Origin of the sequence: Serratia ficaria, from assembly GCF_900187015.1 — a bacterium.
In the GTDB taxonomy this organism is placed as follows: domain Bacteria; phylum Pseudomonadota; class Gammaproteobacteria; order Enterobacterales; family Enterobacteriaceae; genus Serratia; species Serratia ficaria.
Window position 1 is genome coordinate 1,544,581 of sequence record NZ_LT906479.1, and the last position, 17,310, is coordinate 1,561,890.

Annotated in this window: 19 protein-coding genes; 8 read left to right on the plus strand and 11 right to left on the minus strand. The window is 64.3% G+C overall.

Features of this window, described 5'->3' with window-relative positions:
- Nucleotides 1–38: 38 nt before the first annotated feature.
- The 4 genes from urtB to urtE are packed head-to-tail and all read left to right on the plus strand — an operon-like array spanning nucleotide 39 to nucleotide 4,209.
- Nucleotides 39–1,619, plus strand: a complete 1,581-nt coding sequence (urtB, locus tag CKW09_RS07370; protein ID WP_095096397.1) for an urea ABC transporter permease subunit UrtB — start codon at nucleotides 39–41, stop codon at nucleotides 1,617–1,619.
- A complete protein-coding gene (urtC, locus tag CKW09_RS07375) occupies nucleotides 1,619–2,695 on the plus strand; it encodes an urea ABC transporter permease subunit UrtC (RefSeq protein ID WP_095096400.1) in 1,077 nt (358 codons plus the stop codon). The genes urtB and urtC overlap by 1 nt, the downstream gene beginning before the upstream one ends.
- Nucleotides 2,692–3,498: an urea ABC transporter ATP-binding protein UrtD gene (urtD, locus tag CKW09_RS07380; protein ID WP_095096403.1), complete on the plus strand. Its 807-nt coding sequence runs from the start codon at nucleotides 2,692–2,694 to the stop codon at nucleotides 3,496–3,498. The genes urtC and urtD overlap by 4 nt, the downstream gene beginning before the upstream one ends.
- Before the next feature lie 12 nt (nucleotides 3,499–3,510).
- Nucleotides 3,511–4,209, plus strand: coding sequence for an urea ABC transporter ATP-binding subunit UrtE (gene urtE / locus CKW09_RS07385; RefSeq protein ID WP_061797679.1), 699 nt, complete (start codon nucleotides 3,511–3,513; stop codon nucleotides 4,207–4,209).
- Between the two features lie 294 nt (nucleotides 4,210–4,503).
- Here the strand turns inward: urtE and CKW09_RS07390 are convergent, their stop codons facing one another.
- The 5 genes from CKW09_RS07390 to CKW09_RS24695 all read right to left on the minus strand — a co-directional run bounded on the left by CKW09_RS07390 (nucleotide 4,504) and on the right by CKW09_RS24695 (nucleotide 7,159).
- The gene (locus CKW09_RS07390) at nucleotides 4,504–5,016 is read right to left on the minus strand and encodes a GNAT family N-acetyltransferase (RefSeq protein WP_095096406.1); all 513 of its coding nucleotides are present in this window, start codon (nucleotides 5,014–5,016) and stop codon (nucleotides 4,504–4,506) included.
- Between the two features lie 24 nt (nucleotides 5,017–5,040).
- Nucleotides 5,041–5,346, minus strand: coding sequence for a type II toxin-antitoxin system RelE/ParE family toxin (locus CKW09_RS07395; RefSeq protein WP_073970298.1), 306 nt, complete (start codon nucleotides 5,344–5,346; stop codon nucleotides 5,041–5,043).
- Nucleotide 5,347: 1 nt separating this feature from the next.
- Nucleotides 5,348–5,608, minus strand: a complete 261-nt coding sequence (locus CKW09_RS07400; RefSeq protein ID WP_061797675.1) for a type II toxin-antitoxin system Phd/YefM family antitoxin — start codon at nucleotides 5,606–5,608, stop codon at nucleotides 5,348–5,350.
- A 68-nt stretch (nucleotides 5,609–5,676) separates the two neighbouring features.
- The gene (locus CKW09_RS07405; protein ID WP_095100057.1) at nucleotides 5,677–6,912 is read right to left on the minus strand and encodes an FAD-dependent oxidoreductase; all 1,236 of its coding nucleotides are present in this window, start codon (nucleotides 6,910–6,912) and stop codon (nucleotides 5,677–5,679) included.
- 76 nt (nucleotides 6,913–6,988) lie between these two features.
- Nucleotides 6,989–7,159, minus strand: a complete 171-nt coding sequence (locus CKW09_RS24695) for a hypothetical protein (RefSeq protein ID WP_165283103.1) — start codon at nucleotides 7,157–7,159, stop codon at nucleotides 6,989–6,991.
- Between CKW09_RS24695 and CKW09_RS07410 the strand changes: the two genes are divergently transcribed.
- Nucleotides 7,158–8,027 (plus strand): LysR substrate-binding domain-containing protein, encoded by an 870-nt coding sequence (locus tag CKW09_RS07410; protein WP_095100059.1) that lies wholly within the window; start codon nucleotides 7,158–7,160, stop codon nucleotides 8,025–8,027. The genes CKW09_RS24695 and CKW09_RS07410 overlap by 2 nt on opposite strands.
- On the opposite strand, the gene sseA is transcribed toward CKW09_RS07410, so the two are convergent.
- On the minus strand, nucleotides 8,024–8,869 hold the full coding sequence (gene sseA / locus CKW09_RS07415) for a 3-mercaptopyruvate sulfurtransferase (protein ID WP_095096409.1): 846 nt from the start codon (nucleotides 8,867–8,869) through the stop codon (nucleotides 8,024–8,026). The genes CKW09_RS07410 and sseA overlap by 4 nt on opposite strands.
- A gap of 102 nt (nucleotides 8,870–8,971) precedes the next feature.
- Between sseA and CKW09_RS07420 the strand changes: the two genes are divergently transcribed.
- The gene (locus CKW09_RS07420) at nucleotides 8,972–9,394 is read left to right on the plus strand and encodes an NUDIX hydrolase (RefSeq protein WP_061797671.1); all 423 of its coding nucleotides are present in this window, start codon (nucleotides 8,972–8,974) and stop codon (nucleotides 9,392–9,394) included.
- Here the strand turns inward: CKW09_RS07420 and CKW09_RS07425 are convergent.
- The 3 genes from CKW09_RS07425 to CKW09_RS07435 all read right to left on the minus strand — a co-directional run bounded on the left by CKW09_RS07425 (nucleotide 9,391) and on the right by CKW09_RS07435 (nucleotide 12,655).
- Nucleotides 9,391–9,891, minus strand: coding sequence for a DUF523 domain-containing protein (locus CKW09_RS07425; protein ID WP_061797670.1), 501 nt, complete (start codon nucleotides 9,889–9,891; stop codon nucleotides 9,391–9,393). The two genes, CKW09_RS07420 and CKW09_RS07425, sit on opposite strands and share 4 nt — an antisense overlap.
- A gap of 130 nt (nucleotides 9,892–10,021) precedes the next feature.
- Nucleotides 10,022–11,047: an AraC family transcriptional regulator gene (locus CKW09_RS07430; RefSeq protein ID WP_061797669.1), complete on the minus strand. Its 1,026-nt coding sequence runs from the start codon at nucleotides 11,045–11,047 to the stop codon at nucleotides 10,022–10,024.
- A 171-nt stretch (nucleotides 11,048–11,218) separates the two neighbouring features.
- Entirely contained in the window at nucleotides 11,219–12,655 is a 1,437-nt protein-coding gene (locus tag CKW09_RS07435) for an aminotransferase-like domain-containing protein (RefSeq protein ID WP_095096412.1), read from the minus strand.
- 172 nt (nucleotides 12,656–12,827) lie between these two features.
- On the opposite strand from CKW09_RS07435, the gene CKW09_RS07440 reads away from it, so the two are divergent.
- Entirely contained in the window at nucleotides 12,828–13,016 is a 189-nt protein-coding gene (locus CKW09_RS07440) for a DUF1127 domain-containing protein (RefSeq protein ID WP_095096415.1), read from the plus strand.
- A gap of 320 nt (nucleotides 13,017–13,336) precedes the next feature.
- Nucleotides 13,337–14,467, plus strand: a complete 1,131-nt coding sequence (locus CKW09_RS07445; RefSeq protein ID WP_061797664.1) for a Gfo/Idh/MocA family protein — start codon at nucleotides 13,337–13,339, stop codon at nucleotides 14,465–14,467.
- 125 nt (nucleotides 14,468–14,592) lie between these two features.
- Here CKW09_RS07445 and CKW09_RS07450 read toward each other — a convergent pair whose 3' ends face one another.
- Both CKW09_RS07450 and CKW09_RS07455 read right to left on the minus strand, forming a co-directional pair.
- Entirely contained in the window at nucleotides 14,593–16,077 is a 1,485-nt protein-coding gene (locus tag CKW09_RS07450) for an MFS transporter (protein ID WP_061797663.1), read from the minus strand.
- Between the two features lie 143 nt (nucleotides 16,078–16,220).
- Entirely contained in the window at nucleotides 16,221–17,285 is a 1,065-nt protein-coding gene (locus CKW09_RS07455) for an NAD(P)-dependent alcohol dehydrogenase (protein ID WP_095096418.1), read from the minus strand.
- Nucleotides 17,286–17,310: the final 25 nt, after the last annotated feature.

The window sequence follows — 17,310 nt, forward strand, 5'->3', positions numbered from 1 at the left end:
GGCCGGGCACGCCCGGCCCCCGACAGAAGAGGCTGCCGATGCAACTTCCATTTTTCTTTCATTTTCGCCGCTGGCTTTGGCTGCTGTGCTGGCTGCCGCCGTTCGCGCAGGCCGGGCCGGCCGATGATTTCGCGGCGGCCAACCGCACGCAGCAGGCCAGGCTGCTGCAGGCCTGGGCGGCCGCGCCGGACGCCGCGCGGCTGCCGTTGCTGCAGGCGCTGAAGCAGGAAAACGTGGCGATCGACGAAGCCAAACGCGCCTTTGTCCTGCAGGGCGACGGTTATCTGCCGCTGGAGGGGGACGCGGCGCCGGTCGGCACGCCGAAGAAGCTGTGGCTGAACAACCGCCTGCGCATCCTGATTGCCAATGCGCTGTCGGCGCAGCGGCTGGTCAGCGGGGATCCGGCGCTGCGGCTGCAGGCCGCCAGCGCGCTGCAGCGCGAGGCGCAAAGCGACCAGCTGCCGCTGCTGACCCAACGGCTGGCGCAGGAAAAAGACGCCCGGGTGCGCGAGGCGCTGAGCATTGCGCTGGCGAACCTGCAGCTGAGCGACGCCAGCCCGCAGGTGCGGCTTAACGCGGTGCGGCTGCTGGGGGAGTCGGGCGACCCGGAAACCCAGACCCGGCTGCAGGCGCTGAGCGACGCCGCCCACGAACCGGACGCCGCGGTGCGCGCCGAGGCGCAGCACAGCCTGAGCCGCGTGCAGCACCGGCTGATGATCGGCGATCTGCTCGGCCAGGCGTTTACCGGCCTGTCGCTCGGTTCGATCCTGCTGCTGGCGGCGCTCGGGCTGGCGATCACCTACGGCCTGCTGGGGGTGATCAACATGGCGCACGGCGAAATGCTGATGCTCGGCGCCTATTCGGCCTATCTGGTGCAGGGGGTGTTCCAGCAGCTGGCGCCGCAGTGGCTGGCGCTGTACCCGTTGGCGGCGCTGCCGGTGGCCTTCGCCATCACCGCCGGCATCGGCATGACGCTGGAGCGCACGGTGATCCGTCACCTGTACGGCAGGCCGCTGGAGACCCTGCTGGCCACCTGGGGCATCAGCCTGGTGCTGATCCAACTGGTGCGGGTGCTGTTCGGCGCCCAGAACGTCGAAGTCGCCAACCCGGCATGGCTGTCGGGCGGCGTGCAGCTGCTGCCGAACCTGGTGCTGCCGTGGAACCGCATCGCGGTGATCCTGTTCGTGGCGCTGGTGTTGGCGCTGACCTGGCTGTTGCTGAACAAGACGCGCCTCGGCATGAACGTGCGCGCGGTGACGCAGAACCGCGCCATGGCCGCCTGCTGCGGGGTGCCCACCGGTCAGGTGGACATGCTGGCGTTCGGGCTGGGCTCCGGCATCGCCGGGCTGGGCGGGGTGGCGCTGTCGCAGCTCGGCAACGTCGGGCCGGAGCTGGGGCAGGGCTACATCATCGATTCTTTCCTGGTGGTGGTGCTCGGCGGCGTCGGCCAACTGGCGGGGACGGTGGCGGCGGCATTTGGCCTCGGCATTCTCAACAAGATCCTCGAACCGCAGATCGGCGCCGTATTGGGCAAGATCCTGATCCTGGCGCTGATCGTTCTGTTTATTCAAAAACGTCCCCAGGGGCTGTTCTCTCTCAAGGGCAGGGTGATCGACTGATGAGCCAACCATTGACCGTAACCGGCGCCCAGAAGGCGCCGCGGCTGGCGCTGAGCATCGGCGTGCCGGTGCTGCTGGCGCTGTTGATCATGCCGTTTCTGGCGCTGCTGCCGGCGGATCACCCGCTGGCGATCTCCACCTATACCCTGACGCTGGCGGGCAAAATCCTGTGCTACGCCATCGTGGCGGTGGCGCTCGATCTGGTGTGGGGCTATGCCGGGCTGCTGTCGCTCGGCCACGGGCTGTTTTTCGCCCTCGGCGGTTACGCCATGGGCATGTACCTGATGCGCCAGGCGGCGGGCGACGGGCTGCCGGCGTTCATGGCGTTTCTTTCCTGGAACGAACTGCCGTGGTTCTGGAGCGGCACCCAATACTTCGCCTGGGCGCTGTGCCTGATGGTGCTGGTGCCGGGCCTGCTGGCCTTGGTCTTCGGGTATTTCGCCTTCCGCTCGAAGATTAAAGGGGTGTATTTTTCCATCATGACCCAGGCGCTGACCTACGCCGGCATGCTGTTGTTCTTCCGCAACGAGACCGGCTTCGGCGGCAACAACGGCTTCACCGGCTTCACCACGCTGCTCGGTTTTCCGATTACCGCTACCGGCACCCGGGTGGCGCTGTTCCTGGCGACGGTGCTGCTGCTGGCCGCCAGCCTGGCTCTCGGTTTTGCGCTGGCGCGCAGCAAATTCGGCCGGGTGTTGACCGCGGTGCGCGACGCGGAAAACCGCCTGACGTTTTGCGGCTATGATCCGAAAGGCTTCAAGCTGTTTGTCTGGACGCTGTCGGCGGTGCTGTGCGGCCTGGCCGGCGCGCTGTATGTGCCGCAGGTAGGCATCATCAACCCCGGCGAGATGTCGCCGACCAATTCGATCGAGGCCGCCATCTGGGTGGCGCTCGGCGGGCGCGGCACCCTGGTGGGGCCGCTGCTCGGCGCCGGCATCGTCAACGGCGCCAAGAGCTGGTTCACCATGGCCATTCCCGAATACTGGCAGTTCTTCCTCGGCCTGATGTTTATCCTGGTCACGCTGTTTCTGCCGAAAGGGGTGATCGGCTTGCTGCGCAGGAGGAAAACGCCATGAATGGCCAACAGATTACCGACGAGCTGTTTACCCAGCCGCTGCCGGCGGACAAACGCCGCCGGCAAACCGACCCGGTGCTGGCGCTGGATAACATCAACGTCAGCTTCGACGGTTTCCGCGCCCTGACCGACCTGTCGCTACGGATCGGCGTCGGCGAACTGCGCTGCGTGATTGGCCCCAACGGCGCGGGCAAGACCACGCTGATGGACGTGATCACCGGCAAAACCCGGCCGGACAGCGGCAGCGTGCTTTACGATCAGACCGTCGATCTGACCCGCCTGGAGCCGATGCAGATCGCCCGCGCCGGCATCGGCCGCAAGTTCCAGAAGCCGACGGTATTTGAGGCGCTGACGGTGTTCGAGAATCTGGAGATTGCCCAGAAAACGCAGAAATCGGTCTGGGCCTGCCTGCGGGCCAGGCTGAGCGGCGAACAGCGCGACCGCATCGACGAAATGCTGCAAACCCTGCGGCTGGACCGCGAGCGCCACCGGCCCGCCGGGCTGTTGTCGCACGGGCAGAAACAGTTTCTGGAAATCGGCATGCTGCTGGTGCAGGAGCCGCACCTGCTGCTGCTCGACGAACCGGCGGCCGGCATGACCGACGCCGAAACCGAATACACCGCCGAACTGTTCCGCTCGTTGGCGGGCAAGCATTCGCTGATGGTGGTGGAACATGACATGGGCTTTGTGGAAACCATTGCCGATCACGTGACGGTGCTGCATCAGGGGCAGGTGTTGGCGGAGGGCTCATTGGCGCAGGTGCAGGCCGACGAGCGGGTGATAGACGTGTATCTGGGGCGCTGAGGAGCAACCGTTATGCTGCAGGTAAGTGAATTAAATCAATATTATGGCGGCAGCCACATCCTGCGCGGCCTGTCGTTCGAGGCGAGGATCGGTGAGGTGACCTGCCTGCTGGGCCGCAACGGCGTGGGCAAGACCACGCTGCTGAAATGCCTGATGGGCCTGATCCCGGCGCGCAGCGGCGGCATCAGCTGGCGGGGCCAGGCGATCAACGGCAAAAAGCCGCACCAGCGGGTGCAGGCCGGCATCGCCTATGTGCCGCAGGGCCGGGAGATTTTCCCGCGCCTGACGGTGGAGGAAAACCTGCTGATGGGCCTGGCGCGTTTTTCCGGCGCCGAGGCGCGCAGCGTGCCGGAGCACATTTATGCCCTGTTCCCGGTGTTGCGGCAGATGAAGGATCGGCGCGGCGGCGATCTTTCCGGCGGGCAGCAGCAGCAGCTGGCGATCGGCCGGGCGCTGGCCTGCCGGCCGCAGCTGTTGATCCTCGACGAGCCGACCGAAGGGATCCAGCCTTCGGTGATCAAGGAGATCGGCGCGGTGATCAAACAGCTGGCGGCGCGCGGCGACATGGCGATCCTGCTGGTGGAACAATTCTATGACTTCGCCGCCGAACTGGCGGACAGCTACCTGGTGATGTCGCGCGGCAGCATCGTGCAGCGCGGCGCCGGCAGCGCGATGGAGCAAGACGGGGTGCGCGGGCTGGTGGCGATTTGACGTTGGGTCAGCTTAAAAAGGATTGGCTGAGCGGATCTCGGGAATGATGCAGCATTCACCTCCCGCCCCTGCTGTCGAAAATAAATCAGGTGGTTGGCGACGGGCAATACCCATAGACCGGGGCCGATTGCATCGATATTTCTGCCGAGTGGGTGGTGGCTAAGGTTATCGAAAGCCAGATGGAGGTGCAGCTGGAGGCCTTGCTGTATACGCTGCCCAGCGCGCTGGCGCTGCTGGTTTTGATGCTGCAACGCGATTCCCGCCGACCTGCGTTGGCCCGGGAGTGCGAACGCATTACAGCGTTTTGCTCATATACCAGATGCCTATCGAGCCCTGGGCGCTGGTGTAGCAGGTCTCGCCGCAGATCTGCAGCCCCTGGCGCCGGTAAAAGCGCTGGGCGTCGGTGTTGCGCTGCAACACTTCCAGCCACAGCGTCTTTTGCCGGCGGTCGATGGCCCGCTGCTGTACCTGTTCGAACAGGCGCTGGCCATAGCCGCTGCCGGCATAACCCGGCAAAAAATAGATTTTCTGCAGCTCGGCGCCGCGGGTTTGGGTTGGCGCCAGCAGGCTGTCGAGGTTGAGCCGCGCATAGCCGATCAGCCGCTCCGCTTTATGGCAGAGCAGCCAGCAGACGGCGGGATCTTGCAGCGTTTGGCTCACCACTGGCATTGAGAAGTTTTGCGCCAGAAAGGCGGCCAACTCCGCCGGGTAGCGCCAAAGTTCGCCAAAGTGCGCCTGATAGGTGCGGATGCCGATGTCGCTCACCAGAGCGGCGTCGGCGAGGGTGGCCTGGCGGACAGTGAACATCTGGACCCCTTTGAGTAAGAAAAATTACAGCCGTTGTTCCAGATGCCGGTGGGGCACCATCGCCTGATGCAGAACGGCCAGAACGGTAATGCCGGCTGGGCGGCTGCGGTAGTAGATCCTATGGCTGGCGTAAGGAAAACTGCGTATCTCTTCGCCCAAATCGTGAAAGTGGGCTTTACCCGCTTCCGGCATATCCGCCAGATGATGCATGACATCTCTCAACTGCTCAAGATAGCGACGAGATTGTGCTTTGCCCCAGTGCTCGACGGTGAAATGACGAATAGCCAGCAGATCTTGTTGGGCCTGCGGGATGAGGTGAAACGTGGGCATATCAGTCGGTTTCATCGGTGAGCAGATGGTTGAAGAAGGCATCGCCGTCTACCGCCTTACCCGCGTCTTCCTCGGCGGTGGCCTGCGCGATTTTTTGCTGCAGTGCGCGTAATTTGAGATCTTCCAGCGCCTGGTAGTCTTCTACCGACATGACGACCGCGACCGGTTTGCCGTTGCGATTGATTTGGACCGGTTCACGCTGTGCCTTGAGCAGTAAATCGCCGAATTGGGTTTTGGCCTCGTTCGCGGTGAGTGCGTACATTTAATCGCTCCAGTTAATTAAATCGTTCGATTTAACCATTATACGGTGCGATGAAAAAATCACCAATGTTATTCCGGTGTGCAGGTCTCGTTGGACAGATGCTGCGGCGTTTCGCGCCGGAAGCCCAGGCCGATGATGCGGCCGAACAGGCGCGGCAGCCAGCGGCTGTTGCCGACGCGGGTCATCAGGCTGGAGCCGCCGCCGGTGCGGCGTTTTTTCGGCCGGCGCCGGCTCATTTTAATTTGCAGAAACTGGGTGGCCTTGGTGGGGAAGCTGCGGCGGCGTTGCACCTGCCGCAGGTGCTTCAGCTGCAGGCGGTGCTGGCGCAGCGGCGGAATAATGGCGTTGGCGGTGGCCACCGCATCCTGAATCGCCAGGTTGACGCCGACGCCGCCGATCGGCGACATGGCGTGCGCGGCGTCGCCGATGCACAGCACCCCCGGCTTCGCCCAGCGATCCAGACGATCGATGCGAATGCTTAACAGTTTGACCTGATCCCAGCCGGCGATCTCCTGCAGGCGATCGTCCTGAAACGGCGCCACTTCGGCGATGTGCAGCAGAAACTTCTCCAGGCCACCCTGTTGGATCGTTTCAAAGCTGCCTTTGTCGATCGAATAGCCGCACTGCCAGTAGTCACCCCGATCGATCATGATGAAGTTTTGCTTCGGCCCGGTGTGGCCCATCGACCAGGCCGGATCGCCGGGCAGCTTGCCGAGCTTCATCCACAGCACGTCGCGCGGCGAACCGAACGACTGGCTGCTGAGCGCCGCCTGTTCCCGCACCAGCGAATTGCGCCCGTCGGTACCGACCACCAGCTGACAGCGCACGCGTATCGGGCCTGCCGGGGTCTCGGCCAGCACCCCGCATGCCTGGCCGCGATCGTACAACAGCCGGTGCGCCCGCGCCGATTTGATCAAGGTAAAATTGGGGAAAGCCGCGGCCTGTTCCGCCAGAAAGTTGAGAAACTCCCACTGCGGCATGAAGGCGATAAACTTGCAGCGCGTCGGCAGGCGGGTGAAGTCCGCCAGCGTAATGTCGCGCCCGGCGATCTCGGCGTGCAGCGTTTCGGCGCGCTGGTGCGGCAGCTCGAGCAGCGCATCGAGCAAGCCCAGCTGGTGCATGATTTCCAGCGTGGAAGGATGAATGGTGTCGCCGCGGAAATCGCGCAGGAAGTCGGCGTGCTTCTCCAGCACCGTGACGTTAATTCCCGCTCGCGCCAGCAGGTAGCCGAGCATCAGTCCGGCCGGGCCGCCGCCAACGATGCAGCAGGCGGTGGCGTAAGGTGTGATCGCGGATGGTGACATGGCGGTTGGCTCCGAGAGACGATCCGCATCCGGCAGATGGTCATTGAAAATGCAGTATTGATAATGATTGTCAATATCATGTTTGGCTGTCAACCCGCGGCGCAGTGTGGTCAAAAGGAAGACCGGCGCGAAACCCGCAGGGAGGGTATTGAAAGACGTTGACCCGCAGAGCGCGACGCGCCATCTTTAAACGGTAAAATTCGGCATTATTCAGGCTAACAGTTCGCAAAATCAGGATGGTCAGCATGCGGCGAATTACCTTCGATCTCGAGGACTTGCGCAGCTACGTCACCGGCGTTGAGCTGGGCAGCTTCGCCAGAGCGGCGGAGCGGCTGGGGCGCTCAACCTCGGCGGTCAGCGCGCATTTGAAAAAGCTGGAGCAGCAGGTGGGCGCGCCGATCCTGCGCAAGGCCGGGCGCGGCATGGTGATGACCGAGGCCGGCGAAACGCTGCTTGGCTACGCGCGGCGCCTGTTGGAGCTGAACGACGAGGCCGCCGCCGCGGTGCGCGGGCTGAATTTGCAGGGGACGGTGCGGCTGGGGCTGCAGGAGGACTTCGGCGAAACCTTCTTGCCGCAGGTGCTGGGCAGCTTTGCCCGCGCCAATCCCAAGGTGCGCATCGAGGCGCGCATCGCCCGCAACGCCGAACTGATCGAATGGGTGGTGAAAGGCCAGCTGGACCTGTCGCTGGCCTGGGATGGCGGCCTGCGTTCGCCGTTTCATCAGGCGCTCGGGCAGCGGCAGCTGCGCTGGATAGCCTCGCCGAACTTTGACCCGGCGCCCTGGCAGAGCGGGGATGAACCGCTGCCGCTGGTGATGTTCGATGCGCCCTGTCTGATGCGCAGCGCCGCCATCCAGGCGCTGGATGGCGCCGGCATTCCGTGGCGCATCGCTTTTACCAGCCGCAGCCTGAACGGCATTTGGGCGGCGGTCAGCGCCGGGCTGGGCGTGACGCTGCGCACCGACGCCGGGCTGCCGCCGGGCCTGGCCCCGCTGGCGCCCGGCGTGCTGCCGCCGCTTGGCCGACTCGGCGTGGTGTTGCATCGCGCCGAGGATCATCCCTCCGCCGCCATCCAGCGGCTGGCGCAAATCGTGGTCGAGCGGATTAACGGTTAATCCTGTTCGATCGGCTGCCGGCCGCTCAGCGCGCCCCATTCGGTCCAGGCGCCGTCGTACAGTTTGACCTGCGGCGCGCCGAGCGACAGCAGGCCGAACGCCAGCACCGCCGCCGTCACGCCGGAACCGCAGCTGGTGACGATCGGGCCATTGATGTCTACCCCCTTATCGCTGAAGGTTTGCTTTAGCGCCGCCAGCGATTTGAAACGGCCGTTTTCCAGCAGCTCGCCATAGGGAATATTGATGCTGCCGGGAATATGCCCGCGGTGCAGGCCCGGGCGCGGTTCCGGCGCTTCGGCGTAGAAACGCGGCGCGGCGCGGGCGTCCAGGATCTGCACTTCGCTGTTCAGCGCCTGTTCCACCTGCTGCATATTCACTACCGCGTCGGCGTTGAAGCGGGCGTTGAAGGTGCGCGCCGTCGGCTGCGCCGCACCGGTTTCCAAAGGTTGGCCCAGCGCCGTCCAGCCGTTCAGGCCCTCGTCCAGCAGGTAAACCTGCCGCGCGCCGAAGTTGCGGAAGGTCCACCAGCCGCGCGGCGCCGAAAACTGATTGCCCTCGTCATAAAACACGATGCGTCGTTTTTCGCTGAGGCCCAGCCTGCCGGCCGCCGCGGCGAAAGCCTCCGCCGTCGGCAGCATATGCGGCAGATCGGTATTTTTGTCCGCCACGTCATCGATGTCGAAGTACACCGCGCCCGGAATATGGCCGCGTTCGAATTCGGCGAGCATGTCTTTTTTCGGCGTCAGGCCAACCGGGGACATCCTGACGTCGACCACCGCCAGATCTTCATCGTTGATATGTTGCGCAAGCCATTGGGGAGTAACCAGAAAAGGAGAGTTCATCGTCATTGTTCGCCTGTGGTGAAAACGGATTTTCACTATACACCAGGGGGCGAGGGGATGGGGTATGATGAGCGGCATTGGTGGCGGACAATTTGAGGTGGCATGGCTAACGCAAGCTTCGGCGGGGCGAAAATCGCGCTGCGCTGCGACGATCGATTGCTGGTGTATCAACGCGATGACAAGCCGGGCATTCCCTGGCCCGGTCTCTGGGATCTGCCCGGCGGCGGGCGCGAGAACGGCGAAACGCCGCTGCAGTGCGTGCGGCGCGAAACCTGGGAGGAGTTCGGCCTGCTCATCGGCGCGCGGCAGGTCGGCTGGCGGCGGCGCTACGACGGCATTTTCCCCGGCTATCCGCCGACCTGGTTTATGGTGGGCGATATCCGGCCGGAGCAGATCGCCGCCATTCGCTTTGGCGATGAGGGGCAGGATTGGCGGATGATGCCCATCGCGGAGTTCATTCACCATCCGCAGGGCATTGCGCACCTGCAACGGCGGCTGGCCGAATACCTGATACAGCGGGATTAACGGCCGTCCTCATGCGCAATCCGGGCGATCAGCGCCGGCAGTTGACGGTCGGAAAACACCTCGACGCCATGCTGGCGCAGCAACTCGGCGGTGACGCCGCTGCCGGCTCGGGTTTGCCCGCCGAACGTGCCGTCGTAGATGAATCGGCTGCCGCAGGAAGGGCTGCCGTCGGTCAGCAGGGCGAAACGGCAGCCGTGGCGGCGGGCGGTTTCCAGCGCCAGATGCGCGCCGAGCAGGTATTGGCTGGTGACGTCGCCGCCGCCGGATTCGATGACCCGCGCCCGCAGGGCGATCACCGCGGCGCCATCGCCCTGCGGGGTGATTTCCGCCGCGGGGCGCGGGGTGGAAAAACCGGCGGCCAGTTCGGGGCAGCACACCACCAGGCGGCCTTCGTGTCGCCAGCGCTGCAGGGTGGCGTCGATCAGGGGTTTGTCGGATCCGTTGTAGCGAACTTTAAAGCCGGCCAGGCAGGCGCTGAGGAGAATGTTTGACGGCATGATGTCGGTCTCTGTCGCAGTGGCGAAAGCGCGGGCAAACCGCCCGCGCGCGCGGCTTTATGCTAGCAGAATCAGGGCGCGGCTGTCAGCGCCTGGCCGACCATGCCGCCGGCGCCGAATAATATCACTTTCATATCCTGTTCCCCTGTTTGCCCGCCGTGCGCTGAGTACGCCAGCGGTTCGGCGTCAGCGCTTCCCACTGCATAAAGGCGCGGCTGAACGAATTAAGCTCTTCGAAACCCAGCACGAAGGCGATTTCACCCGGCTCCAGGTCGGTGTCCGCCAGCAGTTGGCAGGCGGTGCGATGGCGGGTTTTGTCCAGCAGCTGCTGGTAGCTGTAGCCGTGCTGCTGCAGGCGGCGCTGCAGGGTGCGCGGGCTGACGTACAGCTCGGCGGCGACGCTGTTGACGCTGGGGCGCTGGCCGCGCATGCTGCGGCCGAGGATCGCCATCACCTGCGCCGGCAGGTCGCTCTCTTCGCGCGTCTTGGCCAGCTCGGCCTCCAGCCCCGGCAACAACAGCGCCAGCATGTCCTGATTGTAGGTGATGAAAGGTTGCCGCATCAGCGCGCGATCGAATACCAGCACGTCCAGCGGCGCGTCGAAATGCACCGGGCAGGCAAAATGCCCCGGCAGCGGCGAGGCCGGGTCCCGGCGCCGCGTCAGCTCAATGGCCCGCGGCTGGATGGCCAGGCCGGTGCCGCGGCGGCACAGGGTGGTGATGGAGGCGAACATGGCGTCGATCAACAGCGTCGGCGCGTGGCCTTCGGCCATGATCCAACGGGTATGCAGCCGCACGCTGTCGCCGTCCTCCACCAGCATCAGTTCTTCCGGGCAAACCAGCCGCTTGTAGCGGGCGACCTTCTGCAGCGCCTCGCCCAGAGTGGCGGAATGCAGCGCGGCGACCGAGGCGATGTCGTAGTGCTCCGGCGCCACGTCGCCGCCAAGACGCAGGCCGAAGGCGGCATCGTCGGTCAGGCGGGCGAGGGCGCGCCAGGTAGCGAAGAACTGCCGGGTGGTCAGCCTGATCTTTTCGCGCCGGTCGCTGAGCAGGCCGGCGGGCAGGCCGGCCAACTGGCCGACCCGTTCGATGTCCACCCCCAGCGCCGCCAGGCGAACCGCGAGGGCGCTGGAAACCGGGATTTGATCGCTGCTCACTGCTTGCTCCTTATGATTTTCCCGCCGCCAACTGCCGGCCGAGACCGCGCGAACTGCCGGTAATTAACCATACCTGAGAGTGAGACATGACAACCTTCCTTACCTGCTCGTGGGGTGAGGTTTCACTCTAGAAGGTTAGGCGGTGCGCCGATAATCCCATTGCGCCAAAAGCTAATCCGATCGCGCCAATGTATCGGCCGCCATCAGTTGCTGCACGGTGGCGCCGACCCGCAGTACCGCCTGTTCGATCTCCGCGCTCAGTTTGGCCGCGTAGTTGATGCGCAGGCAGTTGCGGTATTTGCCTGAGGCGGAAAAAATGCTGCCGACGGCGATCTGCACGCCTTGCTGCTCGAGATAGCGATTCAGCCGCAGGGTATCGAACTCTTCATCCAGCTCGATCCACAGCATAAAACCGCCGCGCGGCTGGCTGACGCGGGTGCCGGCCGGGAAGTATTTCATGATCCAGTCGGTCATCCGATCGCGGTTCTGCTGATAGCGGGCGCGCATGCGCCGCAGATGCAGCAGGTAGTGGCCATGGCGAATAAAGTCGGCGATCGCCAGCTGCGGCTGGGTGGCCGTCGAACCGGAGCCAATGTACTTCATATGCAGCACCCGTTCCAGATAGCGGCCGGGGGCGATCCAGCCGACGCGCAGGCCGGGCGCCAGCGTTTTGGAGAATGAGCTGCACAGCAGCACGCGGCCGTCCTCGTCGAACGACTTGATGGTGCGCGGCCGCGGATACTGGTAGGCGATATCCCCATACACGTCGTCTTCGATAATCGCCGCGTCGTGGCGCTGCGCCAGCGTCAGCAAGCGTCGCTTGTTCGCCTCCGGCATGATGTAACCCAGCGGGTTGTTGCAGTTGGGGGTCAACAGGATAGCCTTGACCGGCCACTGCTCCAGCGCCATTTCCAGCGCGGCCAGGCTGATGCCGTCTAGCGGATCGGTCGGGATTTCCAGCGCCCTGATGCCCAACCCTTTCAGCGTCTGCATGGTGCCGTGGAAGCAAGGGGAATCGACCGCCACGATGTCGCCGGGTCGGCACACCGCGCGCAACCCGGCGGACAGCGCCTCCTGGCAGCCGGTGGTGATCATCAGCTGTTCGGCGTCGATGCGGCAGCCGGAATCCAGCAGCAGGCGGGCGATTTGCTCGCGCAGCGCGCTGACTCCCTGAATGCTGTCATAGTAAAGGCTGCGTAAATCACCGTGGCGGGCCGCGTCCCGCAGCGCTTTCATCAACGGCTTCATCGTCGGTTCAGCGATATCCGGCATGCCGCGCCCCAGCTGTATCAGGCCGGCGCGCGGCTTGCTGCGGATCAGTTCCAGCACCTGTTCCCACTGGGAAATATCCACCGGGCGCTGCACCGGCGCGGTAACGGCCGGCAGCGCCGCCGGCGCCCGCCGCGGCCGCACGAAGTAACCCGACTTGGGGCGCGCCTCCACCAGTTGGCGCTCCTCCAGCTGGCGATAGGCCTGTTGCACCGTGCTGATGCTGACGCCGTGTTCCTGGCTCAGCGCGCGAACCGAAGGCAGGCGGTCGCCGGCCGGATACAGACCCTGTTCTATGCGCTGGCTTAGGATGGCGGCCAGCCTGGCGTAGCGTGTCATACAGATGCCTAAAGTAAGGGAAAGGGAATAAAAAAGCGGTACAGATGCTGTTAAAGTAGACCATTCAGATGCGCCGAGACAGCTTTTGTATGGAAAAAATATCGCCTGCGTGAATCTGTATTGTTTTCCCCCGGCGTCGCATCATCAATGCAGGATCACGAAGGAGAAAATGATGATGACACTGTCCGCTGATGGCGCGCCGGCACCGCGCCGGTTACTGTTTTTCCCCTGGCGCCGCTATCTGCTGCGCTACCGCACTCGCCAATCGCTGCTGTTGCTGGACGACGCGCAGCTGGCGGACATCGGCCTGACCCGCGCGCAAGCGCGGCGGGAAGGGCGCAAGGCTTTTTGGCTGGAGTAAGGGCGCGATGCTGAAGCTACTGGGCAAGGCATCCTCGATCAACCTGCGCAAGATATTGTGGACCGGCACATCAGCTGCCGCTCGACGCTGATTTTGAAATAAACGATTCATTTTAGCCGCTCCGGCCGGGGGAGATTGCGAACCGCCCCTGGGCCGTTGCAGCCATCTATCAGCGTTTCATGAACGCCATCACGAATATCATTTTTATGTTATCTCCGGCTTGTTATTGAAATTTATATTTCATATAAACCTGTGTCAGATGGTGCGTTTCATTGTGTGACGCGCCGCCACGTTATGGACATCGGCAACGGGAGAGGGTGATGAAACAGGTACGCGTTGGGTTAATCGGCACCGGCTATATTGGGCGTTGTCACGCCATCGCTTATGCGCAGGCCGCTACGGTATTTCCATTGAAGGGCGAGCTGGTGTTGGCGATGCTGGCGGAGGTGACGCCGGAGCTGGCGGCGCAGCGTGCGGCCGAATTCGGCTTTGCGCGTTCGACCGGCGACTGGCGGCAACTGGTTGCCGACCCGGCGATTGATGTGGTGGATATCTGCGCCCCGAACTTCCTGCATAAAGAGATGGCGCTGGAGGCGATCCGCCACGGCAAACACGTCTATTCCGAAAAACCGTTGGCGCTGGACGCCGCCGACGCGGCGGAGATGGTGCAGGCCGCCCGCGCCAAAGGGGTCAAAACGCTGGTGGGCTTCAACTATATGAAAAACCCCACCAGCCAGCTGGCGCGCGAGATCATCGCCAACGGCGAGATCGGCGACGTGGTGCATTTTTACGGCACCCACAACGAGGATTATCTGGCCGATCCGCGCACGCCGATCGACTGGCACTGCCGCAAAGCCACCGCCGGCCTGGGGGCGTTGGGCGATCTGGCGGCGCACATCGTCAATATGGCGCATTACCTGGTGGGGGACATCGTGGCGGTGTCCGGCGATATGCAGACCATCATCAAACAGCGTCCGGACGCTAACGACCCGACGCGGATGCACCCGGTGGAAAACGAAGATCAGGCCAGCGCGCTGGTGCGTTTCGCCGGCGGCGCGATGGGCACCATCGAAACCTCGCGCATCGCCTGCGGGCGCAAAATGGGGCTGACCTACGTGGTGACCGGCACCAAAGGCACCTTGAGCTACACCCAGGAGCGGATGGCCGAGCTGAAGCTGTACCGCCACGATGAACCGGCGGCGCGGCAGGGCTTCAAAACGCTGCTGGTGGGGCCGCAGCATCCGGACTACGCCGCGTTTTGCATCAGCGCCGGGCACGGCATCGGCTTTAACGATCAGAAGACGGTGGAGATCCGCGATTTGGTCAACGGCATCGCCGCCGGCGACCGCCTGTGGCCGGATTTCGAAGAGGGCTGGAAGGTGTCTTGCGTGCTGGATGCGATTGCCGCTTCCGCGGAGCAGCGGCGCTGGCTGGAGATTAACCGCGACTGACGCGTCGGGATGGCGCTCCCCGGTCGGGAAGCGCCGTTAACCTGGTCAATTAATACCTTAATAAGTTATTAGCCTGCCAGTTTGTTAACTTAATGCGCAATGCTCATGAGTATCGCGCCCGCTGTTTATGACGCGGTCGACTGGAAATCTTCCGCGTCCACGTCGTAGCCAGAGGGCTCCCAGCGAATGCTCAGCAACGCCGCCAGCCCGGCCAGCGGCGCCAGGGCGATCACCCAAAACACCCCGGTGCCCAGCGCTGCGGACAGCACCGGGAACAAGAACAGCGACAGGGTGGAGCTGGAGCGCATCAGCGTTTGGTTGAAACCGACGCCCACGCCGCGCAGCGAGGTCGGGTAGCTCAGCGAAGCGAAGGTCATGCTGTGCGAGCCCGGGCCGAAGCCCTGCCCCAGCAAGAACAGCGCCAGCATGCCGATCGATACCGCCGCCTCCGCGCCGCCGTCCGGCCTGCCGATCAGCGCCAGCCCCAGCAGCGCCGCCAGCTGGAACGCGTAGCCCAGCACGGTCATTTTCCAGGCGCCCACCCTCGGCACCAGCCGCACCGCAATCAGCCCGCCGACAAAGGCGAACAGCAGGTTCAGCGCCAGCGACACCAAAATGGTGCTGAGCATCGACTGCGCCAGGAAGCTGGACAAGATCACCGGCAGCCCGAAGGCCACGGCGTTATAGGCGAACGAGGAGGCGATGGCGATAACCGTGGCCAAAATGGTGCGGCGCAGATAAACCCCCTGCAGCAGCGCGCCGTAGTTGCGCCATGACGCGCGCCGGGCCTGCGCCGGTTTGCCGCGTTCGGCATCCGCGGCCACCACGGCGTTGACGTTATAGGAGCGGCGCAGAATGGCCGCCGCGCCCTCGAGATCGCCCTGGTTGGCTGCCCATACCGGCGACTCGCTCATATAGCGGCTGCGAATGGCGATGATCGCCAGCGCCGGCACCGCGCCGAAACCGAGGATCAAACGCCACAGCCAGTCGGTATGGCTTTCCGGCAATACCGCATACAGCAGCAGCACCAGCAGGTAGGAGATGCTGATCGCCGCATACCAGGTGGGGCACCACATGGCGATGCGCGCCGCCTTGTTGCCGCGCCCGGACAGCTTGGAAAACTCCGCCAGAAACGCCATCGCCACCGGCAGATCGATGCCGACCCCGAGGCCCATCACAAAACGCGCGCCGCCCAGCACCCACTCATTGGGTGCAAAGGCGCAGGCCAGCGCGGCGACCACGAAGAAGAACATATCGGCCATAAACACCCGGTAGCGACCAATCTTGTCGGTCAGGTACCCGCCGATAAAGGCGCCGATGATCGCCCCGAAGGTGATGGCCGAGGCCACCAGGCCGGTGCCGGTGGGCGTCAGGTTGAATTCGCGCGCTACGTCCTTGATGCCGAACGCCAGCGCGCCCAGATCGTAGGCGTCGAGGAATACGCCGCCCAGCGCAATCGCCACCACCACCCGGGCGTTGTTGCGTTTGGCCGCGCCGCCGTTGACCAGCGTCGAGACGTCGGCGGCGTTGCGGAGGAGGACCGCCTCGCCGGGCGGAAAATCTGAATTCCCTGCAGAAAGGGCGCCGGGCGCCGCAATATAACTGGACATGATATTTTTTCTTGGTAGGCAAAAATCCGAGCATAACGGTGCGCCGTCGGCGCTCACCAATTCTTTCTGGTTATAAGCTTACAACCGCAGGTTGTTGAAAAATCATCATGTTAAGAGGAATTTAACCATGCTCCTGGCGGGGATTAATCCCAGCGCAGCACCGCTTTGATCGCCAAACCCGCCTGCGCCTCGGCCAGCGCCCGGTTGATGTCCTGAAACGGATAGAAGCGAATCAGCCGATCGAACGGAAACTGACCGTCCTGCCAGCGGGCAATCATCCACGGGATGAATCGCTGCGGCACGGCGTCGCCCTGGATCACGCTCAATACCCGGCGATCGTGAGAAAGTTTCATCGCCGGGCCGCCGGCCAGGCGCGCCATGCCGCCGCCGGGGCGCAGCAGCGCGCGCGCCAGCCGATCCAACCGCGCATCGCCGCTGGTTTCCACCGCGTGATCCAGCTGCGGAGCCAGCCGCCGCAACTGCCGTTCCAACTGCGGATCTTCGCCGTGCAGCGCGGCGGTGGCGCCCAGCTCGCTCGCCAGCCGCAGGCGCTGCGGATGAATATCCAGCGCGATGATGGGGGCGGCGCGCCGGATGCGGGCCGCCATCAATGCGGCCATGCCGACCGTACCGACGCCGACGATCAGCAGGCTCTGCCCGGCCTGCACGTCGAGGGTGTTGATGACGGTGCCGGCGCCGGTTTGCAATCCGCAGCCGAGCGGCGCCAGCACCGGCAGCGGCAGTTCCTTCGGCACTTTTACCAGGTTGCGTTCGTTCGCCAGGCTGTGGCTGGCGAACGAGGATTGGCCGAAGAAATGGCCATGCAGCGGAGCGGGGTAGCCACTGCTGCCGTCCAGCCGCTGAAACGCAAAGTTGAGCCGCCAGAAGTGCTCGCAGTGCGCCGGGTTTTGCCGCAGGCAGGCCGGGCAGCGGCCGCAGGACTGATAGGACAGCACCACCGCATCCCCCGGCTGCACGCTGCGCACCGCGCTGCCGATCTGCTCGACGATGCCGGCGCCCTCATGGCCGAGAATCGAGCCTGCGGCGGCGCCGGCGCAGCAGCTGAGGTCGGTATGGCAGATGCCGCAGGCCGCCAGCCGCACCCGCACCTCATCCGCCCGCGGCGGCCGCAGCCGCAGCCGGCGAAACGCCAGGGGGGCGCCTTCTGCGCTGACTACCGCCGCCCGATGCGGCCGTGGCTCGTTCATTCGCTTTTGCCCGTTGAGAAGGTGT

What these genes read in the sequence shown, in the direction of transcription:
- urtB (WP_095096397.1), top strand. Translation starts at nt 39, where the DNA reads ATGCAACTTCCATTTTTCTTTCATTTTCGCCGCTGGCTTTGGCTGCTG.
- urtC (WP_095096400.1), top strand. Translation starts at nt 1,619, where the DNA reads ATGAGCCAACCATTGACCGTAACCGGCGCCCAGAAGGCGCCGCGGCTG.
- urtD (WP_095096403.1), top strand. Translation starts at nt 2,692, where the DNA reads ATGAATGGCCAACAGATTACCGACGAGCTGTTTACCCAGCCGCTGCCG.
- urtE (WP_061797679.1), top strand. Translation starts at nt 3,511, where the DNA reads ATGCTGCAGGTAAGTGAATTAAATCAATATTATGGCGGCAGCCACATC.
- CKW09_RS07390 (WP_095096406.1), bottom strand. Translation starts at nt 5,016, where the DNA reads ATGTTCACTGTCCGCCAGGCCACCCTCGCCGACGCCGCTCTGGTGAGC.
- CKW09_RS07395 (WP_073970298.1), bottom strand. Translation starts at nt 5,346, where the DNA reads ATGCCCACGTTTCACCTCATCCCGCAGGCCCAACAAGATCTGCTGGCT.
- CKW09_RS07400 (WP_061797675.1), bottom strand. Translation starts at nt 5,608, where the DNA reads ATGTACGCACTCACCGCGAACGAGGCCAAAACCCAATTCGGCGATTTA.
- CKW09_RS07405 (WP_095100057.1), bottom strand. Translation starts at nt 6,912, where the DNA reads ATGTCACCATCCGCGATCACACCTTACGCCACCGCCTGCTGCATCGTT.
- CKW09_RS07410 (WP_095100059.1), top strand. Translation starts at nt 7,158, where the DNA reads ATGCGGCGAATTACCTTCGATCTCGAGGACTTGCGCAGCTACGTCACC.
- CKW09_RS24695 (WP_165283103.1), bottom strand. Translation starts at nt 7,159, where the DNA reads ATGCTGACCATCCTGATTTTGCGAACTGTTAGCCTGAATAATGCCGAA.
- sseA (WP_095096409.1), bottom strand. Translation starts at nt 8,869, where the DNA reads ATGAACTCTCCTTTTCTGGTTACTCCCCAATGGCTTGCGCAACATATC.
- CKW09_RS07420 (WP_061797671.1), top strand. Translation starts at nt 8,972, where the DNA reads ATGGCTAACGCAAGCTTCGGCGGGGCGAAAATCGCGCTGCGCTGCGAC.
- CKW09_RS07425 (WP_061797670.1), bottom strand. Translation starts at nt 9,891, where the DNA reads ATGCCGTCAAACATTCTCCTCAGCGCCTGCCTGGCCGGCTTTAAAGTT.
- CKW09_RS07435 (WP_095096412.1), bottom strand. Translation starts at nt 12,655, where the DNA reads ATGACACGCTACGCCAGGCTGGCCGCCATCCTAAGCCAGCGCATAGAA.
- CKW09_RS07440 (WP_095096415.1), top strand. Translation starts at nt 12,828, where the DNA reads ATGATGACACTGTCCGCTGATGGCGCGCCGGCACCGCGCCGGTTACTG.
- CKW09_RS07445 (WP_061797664.1), top strand. Translation starts at nt 13,337, where the DNA reads ATGAAACAGGTACGCGTTGGGTTAATCGGCACCGGCTATATTGGGCGT.
- CKW09_RS07450 (WP_061797663.1), bottom strand. Translation starts at nt 16,077, where the DNA reads ATGTCCAGTTATATTGCGGCGCCCGGCGCCCTTTCTGCAGGGAATTCA.
- CKW09_RS07455 (WP_095096418.1), bottom strand. Translation starts at nt 17,285, where the DNA reads ATGAACGAGCCACGGCCGCATCGGGCGGCGGTAGTCAGCGCAGAAGGC.